The organism is Burkholderia cepacia complex sp. TUM26381 (genome assembly GCF_057439935.1).
Map to the genome: position 1 here is coordinate 1,290,713 of NZ_CM172007.1, position 16,548 is coordinate 1,307,260.

15 protein-coding genes are annotated in these 16,548 nt (G+C 64.4%); 6 read left to right on the plus strand and 9 right to left on the minus strand.

Translation table 11 applies throughout. From position 1 onward, the window contains the following. Window positions 1-25 precede the first annotated feature (25 nt). Entirely contained in the window at window positions 26-1,585 is a 1,560-nt protein-coding gene (locus tag ACWMMN_RS22590; RefSeq protein WP_059240183.1) for a methyl-accepting chemotaxis protein, read from the plus strand. Between the two features lie 530 nt (window positions 1,586-2,115). On the opposite strand, the gene ACWMMN_RS22595 is transcribed toward ACWMMN_RS22590, so the two are convergent. The 4 genes from ACWMMN_RS22595 to ACWMMN_RS22610 all read right to left on the minus strand — a co-directional run bounded on the left by ACWMMN_RS22595 (window position 2,116) and on the right by ACWMMN_RS22610 (window position 6,178). Continuing rightward, window positions 2,116-2,700, minus strand: coding sequence for a DUF6402 family protein (locus tag ACWMMN_RS22595; RefSeq protein ID WP_486424091.1), 585 nt, complete (start codon window positions 2,698-2,700; stop codon window positions 2,116-2,118). Beyond that, complete coding sequence (locus ACWMMN_RS22600; RefSeq protein ID WP_486423971.1) at window positions 2,583-3,341, minus strand: DUF6402 family protein; 759 nt, start codon at window positions 3,339-3,341, stop codon at window positions 2,583-2,585. The genes ACWMMN_RS22595 and ACWMMN_RS22600 overlap by 118 nt, the downstream gene beginning before the upstream one ends. Before the next feature lie 191 nt (window positions 3,342-3,532). After that, window positions 3,533-5,200 (minus strand): ATP-binding domain-containing protein, encoded by a 1,668-nt coding sequence (locus tag ACWMMN_RS22605; protein ID WP_342705091.1) that lies wholly within the window; start codon window positions 5,198-5,200, stop codon window positions 3,533-3,535. Window positions 5,201-5,323: 123 nt separating this feature from the next. After that, entirely contained in the window at window positions 5,324-6,178 is an 855-nt protein-coding gene (locus ACWMMN_RS22610) for a helix-turn-helix domain-containing protein (protein ID WP_059240186.1), read from the minus strand. Between the two features lie 225 nt (window positions 6,179-6,403). On the opposite strand from ACWMMN_RS22610, the gene ACWMMN_RS22615 reads away from it, so the two are divergent. After that, window positions 6,404-7,738: an NAD(P)/FAD-dependent oxidoreductase gene (locus ACWMMN_RS22615; RefSeq protein ID WP_486423972.1), complete on the plus strand. Its 1,335-nt coding sequence runs from the start codon at window positions 6,404-6,406 to the stop codon at window positions 7,736-7,738. A gap of 60 nt (window positions 7,739-7,798) precedes the next feature. Beyond that, window positions 7,799-8,893, plus strand: coding sequence for a potassium channel family protein (locus ACWMMN_RS22620; RefSeq protein WP_059240190.1), 1,095 nt, complete (start codon window positions 7,799-7,801; stop codon window positions 8,891-8,893). Between the two features lie 6 nt (window positions 8,894-8,899). Here ACWMMN_RS22620 and ACWMMN_RS22625 read toward each other — a convergent pair whose 3' ends face one another. Next, window positions 8,900-9,517: a cysteine peptidase family C39 domain-containing protein gene (locus tag ACWMMN_RS22625; RefSeq protein WP_059240192.1), complete on the minus strand. Its 618-nt coding sequence runs from the start codon at window positions 9,515-9,517 to the stop codon at window positions 8,900-8,902. Window positions 9,518-9,658: 141 nt separating this feature from the next. Next, window positions 9,659-10,315: a TetR/AcrR family transcriptional regulator gene (locus ACWMMN_RS22630; protein ID WP_486423973.1), complete on the minus strand. Its 657-nt coding sequence runs from the start codon at window positions 10,313-10,315 to the stop codon at window positions 9,659-9,661. A 310-nt stretch (window positions 10,316-10,625) separates the two neighbouring features. Here ACWMMN_RS22630 and ACWMMN_RS22635 point away from each other — a divergent pair, with 310 nt between their 5' ends. Continuing rightward, window positions 10,626-10,961 (plus strand): H-NS histone family protein, encoded by a 336-nt coding sequence (locus tag ACWMMN_RS22635; protein WP_226196366.1) that lies wholly within the window; start codon window positions 10,626-10,628, stop codon window positions 10,959-10,961. A 40-nt stretch (window positions 10,962-11,001) separates the two neighbouring features. On the opposite strand, the gene ACWMMN_RS22640 is transcribed toward ACWMMN_RS22635, so the two are convergent. Continuing rightward, window positions 11,002-11,664: a helix-turn-helix domain-containing protein gene (locus ACWMMN_RS22640; RefSeq protein WP_174991259.1), complete on the minus strand. Its 663-nt coding sequence runs from the start codon at window positions 11,662-11,664 to the stop codon at window positions 11,002-11,004. 329 nt (window positions 11,665-11,993) lie between these two features. On the opposite strand from ACWMMN_RS22640, the gene ACWMMN_RS22645 reads away from it, so the two are divergent. Further along, on the plus strand, window positions 11,994-13,205 hold the full coding sequence (locus tag ACWMMN_RS22645; RefSeq protein WP_486423974.1) for an alpha/beta hydrolase family protein: 1,212 nt from the start codon (window positions 11,994-11,996) through the stop codon (window positions 13,203-13,205). 79 nt (window positions 13,206-13,284) lie between these two features. Here the strand turns inward: ACWMMN_RS22645 and ACWMMN_RS22650 are convergent, their stop codons facing one another. Together ACWMMN_RS22650 and ACWMMN_RS22655 are read right to left on the minus strand one after the other, a co-directional pair. After that, on the minus strand, window positions 13,285-14,043 hold the full coding sequence (locus ACWMMN_RS22650; RefSeq protein ID WP_486423975.1) for an SDR family oxidoreductase: 759 nt from the start codon (window positions 14,041-14,043) through the stop codon (window positions 13,285-13,287). A 139-nt stretch (window positions 14,044-14,182) separates the two neighbouring features. Beyond that, window positions 14,183-15,127 carry a LysR family transcriptional regulator gene (locus ACWMMN_RS22655; protein ID WP_486423976.1) on the minus strand — a complete coding sequence of 315 codons (945 nt, stop codon included), beginning with the start codon at window positions 15,125-15,127 and terminating at the stop codon, window positions 14,183-14,185. A gap of 166 nt (window positions 15,128-15,293) precedes the next feature. Between ACWMMN_RS22655 and ACWMMN_RS22660 the strand changes: the two genes are divergently transcribed. Further along, window positions 15,294-16,508, plus strand: a complete 1,215-nt coding sequence (locus ACWMMN_RS22660) for an FAD-dependent monooxygenase (RefSeq protein ID WP_340624840.1) — start codon at window positions 15,294-15,296, stop codon at window positions 16,506-16,508. The last annotated feature ends 40 nt before the right edge of the window (window positions 16,509-16,548 follow it).

The window sequence follows — 16,548 nt, forward strand, 5'->3', positions numbered from 1 at the left end:
CATTTTTCATCGCTCACGTGCCGTCATGAACCTGAACGCCCTGTTTTCCCGTTTCTCGATCCGTACGCGGATCTTCTCCACGCTCGGTCTCGTTGCCGCGCTGCTCGTCGTGTCGGGGCTGATCGGCCTTGCCGGCATGCAAAGCTCGAACCGCGCACTCGACGAGGCCTATACGCAGCAACTGGCTGCGAAGACCGCGCTGTCCGCGGCGAGCCTGAACCTGACGATCGTGCGCACGACGCTCGACCGCGCGCTCCTGCATCCGGAAGCGCCGGAAGTGCCGGATCTCGTGAAAAAGGCCGAAGGCTATCTCGCGAAGGCCGACACCGCCTGGCGCAATTACGCGGCGATGCCGCGCGACGGCGACGAGGGCCCGCTCGCGAGCCGCCTCGACGCCGCGCGCCAGGCGCTGATCGGGCAGGCGCTGAAGCCGATGATCGACGCGATCCGCGAAGGCCGGCGCGATGAGGCCGACCGGCTGCTGATGACGGTCGCGCCGCCGCTGTCGGTCGCGCTCACGCAGGCGACCGATGCGCTCGATGCGTACCAGGTCGCGCGCGGCAAGGACGTCTACGACACCGCGCAGACCTATTACGGCTGGATGCGTATGGGCGCGATCGCGGGCATCGCATTCGGGCTGGCCGCGTGCCTCGGCTGTGCGATCGGCCTGCATTTCGCGATCACGCAACCGGTGAATCGCCTGTTGTCGCATTTCCGCCGCCTGTCGGACGGCGACCTGACGTCGGAAGTGCGCTGGTCGTCGCGTGACGAAATGGCCGAGCTGGTGAAGGGCGTGACGGGCATGCAGCGCAGCCTCGCGGACACGGTGCGCCAGGTCAGCCAGGGTTCCGAGGCGATCTCGACGGCCACGCACCAGATCGCGGCCGGCAACACGGACTTGTCGCAGCGCACCGAGGAACAGGCGTCGGCACTGCAGGAGACGGCCGCGAGCATGGAGCAGTTGACGGCGACCGTGAAGCAGAACGCCGACAACGCGCTCGAGGCGCAGGCCTGCGCGGACAGCGCGAGCGAAATCGCGACGCGCGGCGCGACGGTGGTGGGCGAGGTGATCGGCACGATGAACGAGATCGACCAGAGCTCGCAGAAGGTCGCCGACATCATCGGCACGATCGAGGGCATCGCGTTCCAGACCAACATTCTTGCGCTGAATGCGGCGGTCGAAGCTGCGCGCGCAGGTGAGCAGGGCCGCGGTTTTGCCGTGGTCGCAGGCGAGGTGCGCACACTTGCGCAACGCTCGGCGTCCGCGGCGAAGGAAATCCGCACGCTGATCGGCGAATCGGTCGAACGCGTTGCGATCGGCTCGCGGCTCGTCGGCACGGCCGGTGCGACGATGCAGGACATCCAGCAGGCGATCGGACGCGTGACCGGCATCATGACGGAGATCGCGGCCGCATCGAGCGAGCAGCGCGACGGGATCGAGCAGGTGAACCGCGCGGTGTCGCAGATGGATCAGGTGTCGCAGCAGAACGCGGCGCTCGTCGAGCAGGCGGCGGCTGCTGCTGCGTCGCTCGAGGAACAGGCTGACGGGTTGCGCCGTGCGGTGGGGGCGTTCCGGGTGGCTTGAGCAACGCAGGCGCGAGGCGAGTCGTAGCGGGTTGGTCGGGTGGTGCGATCGACCTCGCGGATTGGCCTGTATTTTTGCGGATGATCTGGTCGCGAGATCAGAAAAGAATACAAAGCCCCGGCAGCGGGGCTTTTTTTATAAAAATATGCTGGAATTTCTTCAAAATAAAGGCAATCTGGCAAGAATCCAATCCCATCTGGTGGGGGGGATTGGGACCGATCTCATTACTTCATTGCTGGAACTATCGTAGTAAATAATTGAATCCCTGGTGTCGGCTAGGTTTCGCTCTGTCGCTGAGTTGATGTAGTAGGAAAAGTATCTCAGGGCGATTAATTCTCCAGCGGCGTCAAAAATCTGAAGCTTTATTTCGGTTCCGTTCTCGATGTCTGTACCGCATAGCTTCACAAAATACGTCGTTCCGCGGATGATTTTGCTTCCGCCATTTAATTCATTGGTGTAAAAACCGCAACGTCCATAGCTTGGGCGATTGAAGTGAAAGAATAATCCAATGCCAAGATAAATGACGAGCGCTAGGCCAATGTATCTGATGATTCGAGTCTGCATATCTCGCCAAGTTTAAATTCAATTGGTTTTTTCAATTTCAAGTAAACTGGTTTTGAATATATCATGAAATCACTTCCTCGATGATGCTTTTCGCGCCAGCGGCAATAATCCGCATTGTGTACGGGGAAGTAAACGTCTGGCTCTCTGAATTTTCCAATCATGCTTCCTCGTGTGTCAACGGGCTTGTTGATGCTCTTTACCCAGATGTCAATGTCAGAGTTGCGTTTTGGGATGCTGGATTCAAAAAGTAGTGAGCCTGGCGCTACGATAACGCCGTGTTTGTTCCAATGTCCCAAATATTGTCTACCATTAAATGAATAATTGTCTTTTATGTAGGCATAAACGTGCGTAATTTTTCCGGTTGCCTCGATGCAGTAAAAATTGCTTGTTTTTTCATATCTGAAATATTTTTCACCAGATACTTCAGCATTTCCTATGGCGACATAAATATTGAAATTTGCCAGTGCGCCTGTAAGATCGGTGGGGCCAAGTTTTCCAGGGTGTCCCAGCTGCTGATCGACGTGATCTGAAATTGCCAGTTCTTGTGAAATTGAAGAATATTATTTATGGATTGGCTGGTATTGATGTTGAGATTTGCTCCCCGGTTTTCCAAAAATCGTTTCTCTATTTCTGCGAGAATCTTGTTTCTTGCCAAATCGATTGCTTTCTGTCGATAAATGTCGTTCGAAATAAGATTTTCAAATTTCCTTTTGACATTTCCGAATCTCAGCGTCCAATCGAGAGTGACGTCGTTAAGATTAAACGGTTGAATTGATATCGGATCATTGTTGTAAATGTGCGCAGCACCCGCAAACCAGATTCGCGCAAGTTTGGCTGAAACCTTCCAGCCCAATTTGTCCATCGCGATTGGTACGTCCTGGAGATCGAAAGGTGGCGGGTTATCGCAAACTTCCGATTCCGCCTGCCGCGGTGATCCTTTGGTTATTGTCTGGTCGGCTTGCGGCGGCGGTTGAGGTGCTGGAGGGGGCTTCGGCGCGTTCGAGGGCTTGGAAATCGGTTTGGGAGGAGGAGGTGGTGGTGGAGGCTTTTCCCCCGGTGCGAGCCTGTCGATCGATACGCCTCTTTGAGTATCAAGCGGAATGCATCCTTGGGAACCCTTGTATTCCTTCAACTCCGATCCGAACCACCCATTTTTCGGCTTGTAGTAAGGCACCTTCTTTACGTCGGCCATGGACTCTTCCGTTTGCAACGAATAGCCTGGCATCGTAAAAGCCGACTGCAAGCGGACAAACCATCAGGTGTTGCCGAAACAGGGCGAAGCGCGATTGGACAAGGGGCCGGGGCAGAAAGAAATGTGCCCGATTGTGTCGGCCATCATGACGTCGAATAGTGTCCCCGGGCCGGGCGAACCGTTTCGCCGCGTCAGACCGCCGCGAGTTGCGCGGCCGCGCGCGACGACGCGACGATCAGCAGCTTCATCGTCGCGCGCGTCGCACCGACGAACAGCTTGCGCGCGGCCCGCGCGTCGAGCGTGTCGAAGTCGACTTCGGTGAGGATCACGCACGGCGCCGACTGGCCCTTGAAGCGGTAGATCGAATCGAGCAGCACGTCGCCTTCGCGATATTCGGGGTTGCCGAACAGGTCGTACTTGCCGGTGAAGCGCTTGATCCGGTGCGGACCGAGCTGGTCGAGCGGCGCGAGCACCGAGCCCTCGCGGCCGCGATACGACAGCACCGCGATGTCCTGCTTGCGGAAGCCCAGCGACAGCGCGTGCGTGATCGCGCGCTTGGTCGCGTCGATGCAGGCTTCCGTCAATGCGTCTCCCGACGCGCCATCGTCCCCGTATGCCGACACCGACGGATCCGAACCGTCGAACGGGCTGCCCGCGCGCAGCTCGGCCGCGAGCGGCTCGACCCGGCCGACGACGTCGCGCACGAATTCGAGCAGGTCGCGCGGGCTGCGGTAGTTCGTCAGCGCCTTCAGCGTGACCCAGCCGGCCAGCGCGACGGGTTCGCGCATGTACAGGTTCTGCAGCGGATCCTCGAGCCACCACCATGCGCCGTCCGGCGCGAGCACGCGCGCCAGCGCGGCCGCCCACGGCGCATGGAAATCCTGCCCTTCGTCGACGACCAGCACGTCGAAGCGCCAGTGCTCGGGAATCGGCGCTTCCGCGAAACGCGCTTCGAGCCGCTCGAATTCGCCGGGCACCTGGAAGTCGGGCACATAGCCGCCGTCACGCGCGACCCAGTCGCACAGCTGGTGGTAATTCGCGATCTTCGCGCCGGGCGGCGCGATGCGCGCGATGTAGTCGGCGAGCGGCCGGTTGAAGCACACATAGAGCACGCGCTTGCCCGCCGCGACGGCATCGCGCATCGCCTGCACCGCGAGCTGTGTCTTGCCCGAGCCGGCGGTGCCGGTGACGCGCAGCCGGAACGGCGCGAACTCAAGCTGGCGCGCCCATTCGGCGAGCCCGCCGGACAGCCGCGTGACGAGCGTGCCGGCCTGCCCGACGAGCGCGCTCGTGTCGGGCGTGAGCGCGAGCTCGTCCGCGAGGAAATGGTGGAGCTTCGGCGCGTTCGGAAAGTGTGCGTCGTCCTCGGGCAGGATCTGCAGGACGACCTGCGCGAGCTGCGCCTTGCGCGACGCGTCGACGATGCGGTCGGCCGCGACGCCGGCGATCGACGCGTCGCGGATCGAGTAGTCGGGGCAGTACAGCAGCGCCTCGACCCCGTAGACGCCCGCGCCGAGCGCGGCCGTCAGCCGCCGGTGCAGTGTTTCCTGCGTGCGCGCGAGCTGGATCGGGACATTGCGCTCTTTCTGCAGATAGACCTTCACGAGCCCCTTCGGCGTTTCGCGCAGGAAGCCGGCCTTCTGCTCGATCAGCAGCACGCGGCCGGCCGGGCTCACGACGACGAACGCCGCTTCGCCGAACACCGAGAACGCCTGATCGGCGCGCGTCCAGTGGACGCCGTGATACACCGTGTAGCTGTCGGGCAGTGCGTGTTCGAGCGCGGCGAGCGTTTCGCGTTCGCGTTCGGCCGCGCCGGTCGCGGCGAGGCTTTTCCAGTCGTCGGGGATGAGGCGGGCCATGGCGTCGGGCGGCGGATGCCGGTGCGGGCGTGAACAGGTCCGGCTATTGTACTGAGGAACCTGTCCATGCCAGCGGCATTGCGCGCCCGCTGGCCACCCTGAGGTGAGGCGGGCCGGCGGGGATTATCCGCGCGCGAGCCGTTTCGCGAGATCCGCGCTGAGGATCGCCATGCGCGCGGGTTTTTCGTAACAGACCACGTCGAACGCGCGGATGACTTCGCTGATGTCGGCTTCGCTTGCGCGGCCGGTGAGCAGGTCGCCCGTCAGGACGAAAATCGGCGCGCCCGGGTTGTCGGACGTGCGCACGGCCTTGATCGCGGTCGCGGCCGTGCTGTCGTCGAACAGCCATTCGGTCAGCACGGCGTCGAAGGCCTGGCCCTGCAGGGCGTCGACGAACGGCGCGAGACCGTCGAACGCGGCCGTCGCGAAACCCTGCCGTTCGAGATAGCGGCACAGCTCGGTCGCGCTGACGCGATCGGGGTCGATCACCGCGACGACGAGCTTGTCGCTCTCCGCGCGGCGCGGATAGATCTCGATCTTGTGCACGTCGTACGCGTTCTGGTACAGCACGCCGGTATGACGCAGCACGCGCCAGCGGCCGTTCTGTTCGTACGCGACGAACTCGGGACGCGCGCCGGCTTCGAGCGGCGCGCCGATCCACGCGGTACACGGGATCTCGGCGACGCCCGCATAAAGGACGGCTTCCTGGGAATAGGCACCGACCATGCCGGGGTCGAGCGTTTGCGCGCCGAACAGCTGGGCGGCGGGTTCGCCGTACGCTTCGGCGACTTTCTTGATCTGCGAGAGCGTCCAGGGGCTGCTGCCGCGCAGTTTGCGGTGGCCTTGCGAGAAACTCAGGTCGAGGATGCGGCACAGCTCGGTGGTCTGCTGGCGCTTGCCGATGCCGTTGCGGGTCATCAGCTCGCGCACGCGCTCGGCAACCGCGAGGGAATCCGTGGTGATTGCTTCAGTGGTCATGCTACGGGAACGGATCGTGACGTTCAGAACGACGCCTTGCGGCAGTCTCGACGGACAGTCTTCATGACGTCCAATGGCGAGCCGACCGGCCACGCGCGCAAAAGATAACTTTACCGCAAAATGGTCGTCATTCAGTGTCGTGAAAGGTGCGATTGTGTGAAAGGTGTGTCACGAAGTTACCGCAAGCACCCGCATCTCGAACGCATTAACGACTGACAGGAAACAATGACGACAACCTATCCGTTGCACGATGCCCTGACCCGCGCCGAAACGGCGTTCCCGGCCGAAGCCGACGTCGTGATCGCCGGCGCCGGCATCATGGGCTGCGCGGCCGCGTACTACCTGGGCCTGCGTGGCCTGAAGGCCGTCGTGCTCGACAAGTCGCGCATCGCCGGGCAGCAGTCGACGCGCGCATGGGGCTTCGTGCGGCAGCAGGGCCGTGAAGCCGCCGAGGTGCCGCTGATGATGGCGGGCATGCGGATCTGGGAGGGGTTAGAGGAAACCCTCGGTTTCGATCTCGAATGGCGGCAGGGCGGCTGTCTCTATATTGCGGACAACGAAACGGACTGGTCGTCGTTCAACGCGTGGCTCGCCGTCGCACGCGAGCATGGGCTCGATACGCGCACGCTGACGCGCGCGCAGATCGACGAGCGCGTCCGTGGCCTTTCGTCGCAGGCACGCACGCTTGGCGGGCTGTACACCGCGACCGACGGGCAGGCCGAGCCGCGTCGCGTGGCCGCCGCGTTCGCGGCGCGCGCGACCGAGGCCGGCGCGCGTTTCTTCGAAGGCTGCGGCGTGACGGCGATCGAGACGGCCGGCGGCGCGGTCGTCGGCGTCGTGACCGAGCGCGGCACGATCCGTACGCGGCGCGCGATCTGTGCGGCCGGCGCGACCAGTTTCCGGTTGCTCGACGGCGTCGGCATCCGGCTGCCGCAGCAGGCCGTGCGCGGCACCTGCATGCGCACCAATGTGGTGCCGCCGGTGTCGGCGGCGACGGTCTGGGGGCACGGCCTCGGCATCCGGCAGCGCGAGAACGGCGCGATCAATCTCGCCGACGACATGCAGGTCGACGTCGATCTGACGCTCGGCCACCTGCGCGGGTTGAGTCTCTTCTGGCCGGAGTTCTGGTCGCAGCGCGACAAATTCCGGCTGCACCTGAATGCGTCTGCCTGGCGCGACGCGCTTGCCCGCATCAGCGGCGCGACCGGGCCGGTCGAGCCGCGCGATCCGCAGCCGCAGCCGAATCGCGCCCACGCGCCGCGCGCACTCGCGAAGCTCAAGGCGATCTTTCCCGCGCTGAAGGACGCGCAGATCGTCGAGGCGTGGGCCGGCCTGATCGACGTGTTGCCCGACGGCATCCCGGTGATCGATGCACCGGGCACGCCGTCGGGGCTCGCGATCGCGACGGGGTTCTGCGGTCACGGTTTCGCGATGGGGCCGATCGTCGGCCGGCTGCTCGCCGAATGGATCGATACCGGGACGCCGTCGCTCGACCTGTCGGCGTTTCGCGCGCGGCGCTTCGTCGACGGAACGATGGTGCGGCCGCGCAGCATGCTGTGACGGCCGGGCGCGCGCGTTCCCGTCGTAAAATCGAGCCCGCATTCTTCAGGAGACTCCCCGTTGGCTTCGCCATCCGACCAGCGCCGCTCGTTGCGCTTACGCCTGCGTCGTGCCCGCAATCCGTGGCAGGCGCCGCGTACGCGTACGCTGTTCACGCGTCCCGCGACGTCGCCGCGGCGCACGCTGCTGTTCCGCATCGGCGCGGTCGTGCTGCTGTGCACGCTCGCGTTCATCGTGCTGTATCTCGATCGCGACGGCCTGCGCGATTCGACCAAGAGCACGCCGATGACCGTCGCCGATCTCGTCTATTTCACGATGGTCACCGTCGCGACGGTCGGCTACGGCGACATCGTGCCGGTCACCGCGCGGGCACGCCTGCTCGATGCGTTCTTCATCGTGCCGATCCGTATCGTCATCTGGTTCATTTTCCTGGGCACGGCGTATCAGTTCGTGATCCAGCGCGTTATCGAGGAATTCCGCATGAAGCGCCTGCAGAAGCAGTTGTCCGATCACATCGTCGTGTGCGGTTATGGCCTGTCGGGGTCGATCGCGGTGCGCGAGTTGCTGGAAAGCGGCGTCGATCCCGCGACGGTCATCGTGATCGATTCGCAGCAGCAGGCGCTCGAGGCCGCGACGTCGCTCGGCGTGACGGGATTGCTTGGCGATCCTGCGCATGAGGATCTGCTGCAGCAGGCGCAGGTGCGCGCGGCGAAGGCCGTGATCATTTCGGTGACCGACGATCCGACCGCGATCCTGCTGACGCTGTCGGTGCGCAGCATCGCGCCCGATACGAAGATCGTCGTGCGGATCCAGGAAAACCTGTACCAGCGGCAACTGCGGCAGGCCGGCGCGGACGTGATCGTGTCGTCGACGAAGATCGGCGCGCTGCTGCTCGCGGATGCGGTGCACAGCCGCTATATCGTGCCGTTCGTGAACGACATGCTGTCGACGCGCGGGCGTGCGACGCTGCTGGAGCGCGAAGCGTTGCCGCAGGAGATCGGGTGCCTGACGAACGTCGTGCCGGGTGCGATCGTGGTCGGGCTCGATCGCTGCGGGAAGATCTATTCGTTCTACGAGGATCCGCCGTGCAGGATCGAGGCGGGGGATACGCTGGTCGTGATTCAGTCGGCGCGGATTCCGGATCCGGATGTGTGAGGGCATTCAATCCGGTGGGGCGATCAGGATTCCTCGATTGGCAAAGTAGCGATCGAAGGTTTCGCGCCGCATCGTCACGTTTTCCTGCGTGTCCCGTTCAAATCCTGACGGGTTATGAAAGATCCAGTCGCCGGATTGTGCGTCGACGCCAAGCACGAGCACCAGATGGCCGCCACGCGCCGGCGGCTCGACATCCCGATGCCGGATTCCCGGATGGACCGACGCCATCAGCCTGTGTCCGTCGCGTAGCCTTGCTTCAAGGACCGCCGATTCCGTATGCTCGACGACGCTGCCTCGCATCTGGAAACGCTCGCCGAGCCATTGCACGAACGGTCGGTACAGCAGGCGTTTGCCGCCATCGCCCAGTTCAGGGCGGTAGACGCCGAAGGTCACGGCGTCGTGGACCAGTTCGAGCAACGGGAACACGCGCTTCGTACGCTGCGCGAGCAGCATCTTCAGGCATGCGATGCCGCAGATGTGCGGGCTCCATTGCGCGTACTCTTCGGGGCTGCGGGCGCCCGACTCGCGCCAGAGCGGATCGTCTTCCGAACGCAGCGCGCCGGACAGAAACTTGTCGATCAGCATCCTCGATTCCCACTGCGAGAAGTAAGGTACGTCGGTCATTTTTCATCCGGTAAACAGTATCGCGACGAAACGGTCGATCGTTGCGCCGAAGATATCGTGCGGGCGTAACGCCGCGCATTGGCATGCGGCGCCGCATCGTGCCGCCGCATCACGCACCATCCGGTTCCATCGCGGAGCCGGTCAATTCTTTTGCGCCCGTGGCCTCGCCGAGGAACGCACGGGCTCGGCCGACGCCAGCAGGCTGCGCAGGAACACCATGATCATGTGCCCGATCGGCACCTCCGACAGGATCGACTCGTGCAGCGACAACCCTTGCGAGAGCCCCATGAACGACACGGCCAGGACGGTCGGCGACTCGGGCGGCACTTTCCCGAACCGGGCAAAAATCTGTTCGATGCAACAGGCAAGGCCATCGCGGTGGGCATCCAGTAATGCCTGCACCGCCTTCGCAAAATCGGGATTGCGACGCCCGTGAAGCTTGAATTCGACGCCCAGCACCGACCACTCGGGCTCGGCATCGACGGTCCGCGACCACACTTCCAGCGCATCCAGTATGTCGTTCCCGGACGCGGACGGGTCGCTCAGCGCCCGGGCGATGTCTGCCACTTGCGCCGTCGAGCGCGACTGCATCAGTTCGACGAACAACGCTTCCTTGCTCGCGAAATTCGAATAGAACGCGCCCTGCGTGTAGCCGGCCTCGGCCGCGATATCCCTGAGGGACGTCGCGCCGAAACCGCGATCGACGAACAGCCGCTTCGCCGCGGCAAGCAAATGCGCGCGGGTCTGCAGTCGACTTTCTTCGCGGGTCAGCCGCGGGGGAAGGGGTGCCGTGATCATGGCCGAAAGGATATCAGTTGATATTTGAGATGGAAATCATTACGATCGCATTCCAGATATCAGTTGATATTTGAAACACCGGGCACGATTGTGCACCCGAATGTCCGCAGTGGGCGGGGACCAGGCGGACGATCGTGCCGGTGCGGGGGCGTCGATGCGGTGCCGGTGCGCCAGGGATAGTCGCGCCGCCGATGCGCAGAGCGCGTCGCCGGTCGATCAGGTATGCCGGCCTCGTGCGTCGTGACGAAACAGTCGGTTAGTCATGCGAATCATGTCGATTTGCATGTGGATGCGTGGCAGGAAGCGGAAGATGAGCGTGAGCAAGACCTATGCGCAGCTCGTTGTGGAGCTGTCCGAACTGGACGAGGAAATCGAGCGCGCCCGCGAGCGCGAACGCATCGATGCGATCGAGAAGGTTCACTCGTTGATGGACACCTATGCGATCAAGCATCGCGACCTGGTCGGCCGCAACGGCCGCCGTGGCTCGTACATCGTGAAAGCGTTGCCGGCGCGCTATCGCGATCCGGCGAGCGGCAAGGAGTGGAGCGGGCGCGGTAACGCGCCGCTCTGGATCCGGGGCAAGGACCGCCGTCAGTTCGTCATATGCAAGCCACCGGCCTTTGGAAAGAAAGCCAAAAGGCGATGACGGAACCGGGTGGGCGTGGACCGTGCGTTGCAGGGGTGAGCTAAGGCGATGCGGGCTGCTGCGGCGTGTGGCCCGGCGGCGTCAGCACGACGAGCAGCGTCGCGCCGTCCGGCGACGGCGCCACGTACGCATGCGGCCGGTGCGAAGAGAACAACGCGCTTTCCCCGGCACGCAACCGTGTCGGCTCGCCGTGCTCGAAATGCAGCGCCAGTTCGCCCGACAGCACATAGCAGAACTCGTCGCCCTCATGACCGGCGAGCCCGCCGGCTTCGTCCACGGTGCGCGCGTCGACCTGCATGCGCAGCGTGATCATCCCGGCTGAACTGTCGCGATGCAGCAGCGCGTATGTGTACGGGATGTTCGCAATCCGCGTCGTGACGATGTCTCCCGCGTGGCAAACGCTCAGCGAAGCCCGATGGCGCGGGTGGTGGGTCAGCACGTCGCGCCAGTCGAAGCCCATCCCTTCGATGATCCGGTGCAGCACGCCGAAGGTCGGCGACATCTTGTTGGTCTCGATGCGCGAAAACGTCGCCGCGGGCACGCCGGTCAGCCGGCTGGCCTCGTTCAGCGTGAGGTCGCGCGACTGGCGCAGCGCGCGCAGCCGTTGCCCGATCTGGTCGGCGGGAACCTGCAGGTGCTCGCGACGCTGAGGCTTGAGCGGCAGTGCCGACAGGAGCGACGCGACGCGGGATTTCTTGCTCATTGACGTTCACCGGGGAGAATGATTTTACTGATACGTAATAAAAATATACCGCATCGGCACGAAACCGGCCGATGAAATGTGCGAGGCTTGTCGCTGGCCGGCATCGAGGCGTACACTTCCGGCGTGTTGACGTGACGAAAGCGGGGCACCTTCGATGCCTCGTTTTTTCGGTTTCTGTATTTACGTATATGTAAATTCAAGAACTGAACGCAACGCATCTCGTCCCGGCTGTCGGCGCGCGATGCTGCATGCATGATGAATGGAGGCACAAGCGGTAGCGCATTGGCATGACCAGAAATTTACGTATCGGTAATTTCGGAGAGGCTGACATGAATCTGCAAGACGACCGGATGAATGGCGCGTATCGCGCGGAAGGCTGGGTGCAATGGCCCGGCGAGCCGGAGTTGAGTTTCCAGTTCGCGCGCACGCTCGGCGGTGCGCAGGAAGGTGCGAGCCTGATCAGCGAGTGCTTTCGCGCGGCGTCGCGGATGACGCCCGGTGACACGGAGAGCTGGTATCGCGAATGGCAACTCCTCGCGAGGGCCAGCGAGCAGCGCGCGCTCGACGCATTCGAGCGCGGCTTCCTGCGCACCGCGAGCAGCAACTGGCTGCGCGCGGCCAACTACTACCGGTCGTCGGAGTTCTACCTCGCGCATGACGACGCGCGGCGGCGCGACACGTTCGACAGCGTCGAACGCTGTTCGCATCGCTATCTCGAAGGGCTGACGCCGGCCGGCGAGATCGTGCGGATCCCGTACGAGGGTGGCGCGCATCTCGACGCGTATTTCATCCCGTGCGCGGGCGACGGCGTGCGTTCGCCGGCCGTGATTGCGTTCGGCGGGCTCGACGAGTACAAGGACGAACTGCTCCACGAGATGCCCAAGCACGCGCTCACGCGCGGCATGTCGCTGCTGCTGGTCGATCTGCCGGGGCAGGGCGGCACGCTGCGCCGGCAGGGCATCGTCAACCGGCCCGATACCGAAGTGCCGGTCGGCGCGTGCGTCGATTACCTGCTGACGCGCCGCGACGTCGATGCCGGCCGGATCGCACTGTATGGCGCAAGCGTCGGCGGCGTCTATGCGGCGCGCGCGGCGTCGTTCGAGAAGCGCATCGTCGCGGCGGTTTCGGATTCGGTGATGTTCGACATGGGGGCACTGTTCGCGAGCTGGCTCGAGACGCCGGAGCGGCTCATCTGGCGGCACCTGAAATGGGTGTTCGGCTGCGCGACGCCGCAGGGTGTGGTCGACAAGGCGCGGGATTTCCGTCTCGCCGGCGTGATCGATCGAATCTCGGTGCCGTACCTGGTGCTGCAGGGCACCGAGGACTGGCTCGGCCTGAAGACGGCAACCGATACCTACGACTATGCGAAGGCGCAGGGTGTCGACGCGACGCTGCGGCTGTTCGATCCGGATGAAACGGGCGCCGCGCACTGCCAGGTCGACAATCCGACGCTCGGGCAGGAGTTCATCTGCGACTGGCTTGCCGCGCGGCTGGGCATCGACCAGCGCGAAGTCCGGAAGCGTACGCAGTCGCTGGCCTGAGCGGCGCAGCGAGTCGAGCGCCGGGAGGCATCGCGCCAGGTTCCTGGCGACATCTTCCGGCGCGGGCCCCAGCGCCGGTTTATCCGCGACCGACGAACGGCATGGCGGTCGCCATGATCGTCATGGTGAGGATGTTCGTGTCCAGCGGCAGGTTCGCCATCTGGACGATCGCGTTCGCGACATGCGCGACGTCCATGCGTGCCTCGGGTGCCAGGCTGCCATCCGCTTGCGGGACGCCTTGCGTCATCCGGTCCGTCAGCGCCGTGGCCGCGTTGCCGATGTCGATCTGGCCGCACGCGATGTTGTAGCGGCGGCCGTCGAGCGCCAGCGATTTGGTGATCCCGGTCACCGCGTGCTTGGTGGCCGTGTACGCGATCGTATCGGGGCGCGGCGCGTGTGCCGAGATCGAGCCGTTGTTGATGATGCGGCCGCCTTGCGGCGTTTGCGCTTTCATCAGGCGCCACGCGGCCCGCGCGCACAGAAAGACGCCGGTCAGGTTCGTCGCGACGACGCTGTTCCACACGTCGAAGTCGTATTCGTCGAGCGAAACGGCGGGGGCGTTGCGCCCGGCATTGTTGAACAGGACGTCCAGCCGGCCGAACTGCTGCGCGATCTGCGCGAACGCGTGGTCGACCGATGCTTCGTCGGTCACGTCGGCGGGAAACACCTGCGCATCGCCGCCGGCGGCGTGGATCGCATCCTGCGTTTCGTGCAGCGATGCCGCGTTGCGCCCGAGCAGCGCGACGGTGAAGCCCGCGGCAGCGAGCGCGATGGCCGCTGCACGACCGATGCCGGAGCCGGCGCCCGTGACGGCTGCGAATTGCTTCGAGACAGACATGGCTTGATTTCCTGCTGGTTGAGTGACGGGTGATGCGGGCGACGACCGGTGTCATCGCCACTTCGGCAATGTAGACGAAATGCGCGGCATACGGATTCAAGCGACATCGCAAGCGCACCCGGCCGCGCGATAACCGCAGCTATTTCTTCCGGCCAGGCGAACGCTTCTTCGCGTGCGCGCCCGTTTCCGCAAACAGATCGACCACCACGTCGCGCAGCCACCGGTTCCCTTCGTCCTGATTGACCCGCGTGTGCCACAGCATATGGATCGGCGCACCGGGCAGCGTGACGGGCAACGCGCGCCAGCCGAGCGAGAACGGCGCGGCGAGTTGCAGCGCGAGGTGCTCGGGCACCGTCGCGATCAGGTCGGTGCGCTGCAGGATGTAGCCCACGCTCATGAAATGCGGCACCGTCAGCCGTACCTGGCGCTTCACGCGGCGCCGCTTCAGCCATTCGTCCACCTGCCCGTGACCGGTGCCGGCCGACACCACCACCAGATGCTCGGCGTCGCACCACGCGTCGACCGTCAGCGGCGCGTCCTCGAGCGGGTGCCCGCGCCGGAACAGGCACACATAGCGCTGATCGAACAGCCGGCGCTGATAGAACCCGCCCTTGAGCTGCGGCAGCAGGCCGATCGCGAGATCGACGCGGCCGTCGGCCATTTCGTCGCTGAGGTTGACGCTCGTGTCGCGCACGGTATTGAGCGCGATGCCCGGTGCCGCGTGCGACAGGTGTTCGAGCAGCGCGGGCAGGAACACGACTTCGCCGATGTCGGTCATGCCGATGGTCAGCGTCCGCGCGGCGCGCAACGGATCGAAACCGGTCTCGGGATTCAGCGCGGCATGCAGCGTCGCGAGCGCATGCGACACGGGTTCCGCCAGACGCAGCGCGAACGGCGTCGGCACGACACCACCCGGCCCGCGCACGAACAGCGGATCGCCGAGCCGGCGGCGCAGCTTCGCGAGCGCGTTGCTGACGCCCGGCTGGCTCATGTTCATCTGTTCGGCGACGCTCGACACGCGCCGCTCCTGCATCAGCCGCTGGAAAAGCAGCAGCAGGTTGAGGTCGATCTCGCTCAGTTCCATCGGTTTCGCATGGCCCGATTCATTGCATTTGGTGATGAAGCAGATTCATTTCATTTTATTGCGGGATGAAAGTCCACTCCTGAAAATACCGATACGGCGCATGCATTCGACATGACCGCTGCGCAAGTCGCAGACCCCACATAGGAATATCGGAGACATCTTCATCATGCAGACGAACCTGAAGATTGCGATCGTCGGCGCCGGCATCGGCGGCCTGACCCTCGCGCTCGCATTGCGCGAGCACGGCATCGACGCCCAACTCTACGAGCAGACCCATGAATTGCGCGAAGTCGGCGCGGCCGTCGCGCTGTCGGCCAATGCGACGCGCTTCTACGAACGCATGGGGCTGCGCGCAGCCTTCGATGCGGTATGCGCGGACATCCCGGGTCTCGTCTATCGCGACGGGCGCAGCGGCGCGGTGATCGGCCATCATCGCGGCACTCCCGATTACCGCCGGCAATTCGGCGGCGCGTACTGGGGCGTGCATCGCGCGGATTTGCAGGCCGTGCTGTCGAAGGCGGTCGGCCTCGAACGCATCCATCTCGGCCATCGGCTGGTCGATCTCGCGCAGCATCCCGAGCGCGTCACGCTGTCGTTCGACAACGGCGCACGCATCGAAGCCGATCTCGCGATCGGCGCGGACGGCGCGCGTTCGATCACGCGACGCTGGATGCTCGGCTACGACGATGCGCTGTACTCGGGCTGTTCGGGTTTTCGCGGCGTGGTGCCGGCCGCGCGCATGGATTTGCTGCCCGATCCCGAGACGATCCAGTTCTGGGTCGGGCCGCACGGGCATCTGCTGCACTATCCGATCGGCGACAACGGCGACCAGAATTTCCTGCTGGTCGAGCGGCATCCGTCACCGTGGCCGTCGCGCGACTGGGTCATGCCGGCCGAGGAGGGCGAGCAACTGCGCGCGTTCGGGGGCTGGCATCCGGCCGTGGTGCAGATGATCACCGCGGTGCCGGTCAGCCAGCGCTGGGGGCTGTTCCACCGTCCGCCGCTCGGCCGCTGGAGCCGCGGGCGTGTGACGCTGATCGGCGATGCCGCGCACGCGCTGGTGCCGCACCACGGGCAGGGGGCGAACCAGTCGATCGAGGATGCGGTGGTGCTGGCGGCGCAACTCGCGAAGGCAGGGCCGGGGAATTGGCGTGAAGCGCAGGAAGCATACGAGCAGTTGCGTCGCGGCCGCACGCGCAAGGTGCAGTACGCGTCGATTTCAGCGGCCGACGTGCTGCACCTGCCCGACGGGCCGGCTGCGCAGGCGCGCAACGCGCGTCTGGCCGAACGCGACAGCGTGCTGCATCACCTGGACTGGATCCACGACTTCGATGCGCTCAACGAGGCGCCGAGCGAGCGGCAGGGCGGGACGTGGCTTTGATGGCGGCCTGCGTGCCTGCGTGACGCGGGCAGCGTATCGG

Coding starts and splice junctions, on each gene's coding strand:
- ACWMMN_RS22590 (WP_059240183.1), top strand. CDS start 26: ATGAACCTGAACGCCCTGTTTTCCCGTTTCTCGATCCGTACGCGGATC.
- ACWMMN_RS22600 (WP_486423971.1), bottom strand. CDS start 3,341: ATGGCCGACGTAAAGAAGGTGCCTTACTACAAGCCGAAAAATGGGTGG.
- ACWMMN_RS22605 (WP_342705091.1), bottom strand. CDS start 5,200: ATGGCCCGCCTCATCCCCGACGACTGGAAAAGCCTCGCCGCGACCGGC.
- ACWMMN_RS22610 (WP_059240186.1), bottom strand. CDS start 6,178: ATGACCACTGAAGCAATCACCACGGATTCCCTCGCGGTTGCCGAGCGC.
- ACWMMN_RS22615 (WP_486423972.1), top strand. CDS start 6,404: ATGACGACAACCTATCCGTTGCACGATGCCCTGACCCGCGCCGAAACG.
- ACWMMN_RS22625 (WP_059240192.1), bottom strand. CDS start 9,517: ATGACCGACGTACCTTACTTCTCGCAGTGGGAATCGAGGATGCTGATC.
- ACWMMN_RS22630 (WP_486423973.1), bottom strand. CDS start 10,315: ATGATCACGGCACCCCTTCCCCCGCGGCTGACCCGCGAAGAAAGTCGA.
- ACWMMN_RS22635 (WP_226196366.1), top strand. CDS start 10,626: ATGAGCGTGAGCAAGACCTATGCGCAGCTCGTTGTGGAGCTGTCCGAA.
- ACWMMN_RS22640 (WP_174991259.1), bottom strand. CDS start 11,664: ATGAGCAAGAAATCCCGCGTCGCGTCGCTCCTGTCGGCACTGCCGCTC.
- ACWMMN_RS22645 (WP_486423974.1), top strand. CDS start 11,994: ATGAATCTGCAAGACGACCGGATGAATGGCGCGTATCGCGCGGAAGGC.
- ACWMMN_RS22650 (WP_486423975.1), bottom strand. CDS start 14,043: ATGTCTGTCTCGAAGCAATTCGCAGCCGTCACGGGCGCCGGCTCCGGC.
- ACWMMN_RS22655 (WP_486423976.1), bottom strand. CDS start 15,127: ATGGAACTGAGCGAGATCGACCTCAACCTGCTGCTGCTTTTCCAGCGG.
- ACWMMN_RS22660 (WP_340624840.1), top strand. CDS start 15,294: ATGCAGACGAACCTGAAGATTGCGATCGTCGGCGCCGGCATCGGCGGC.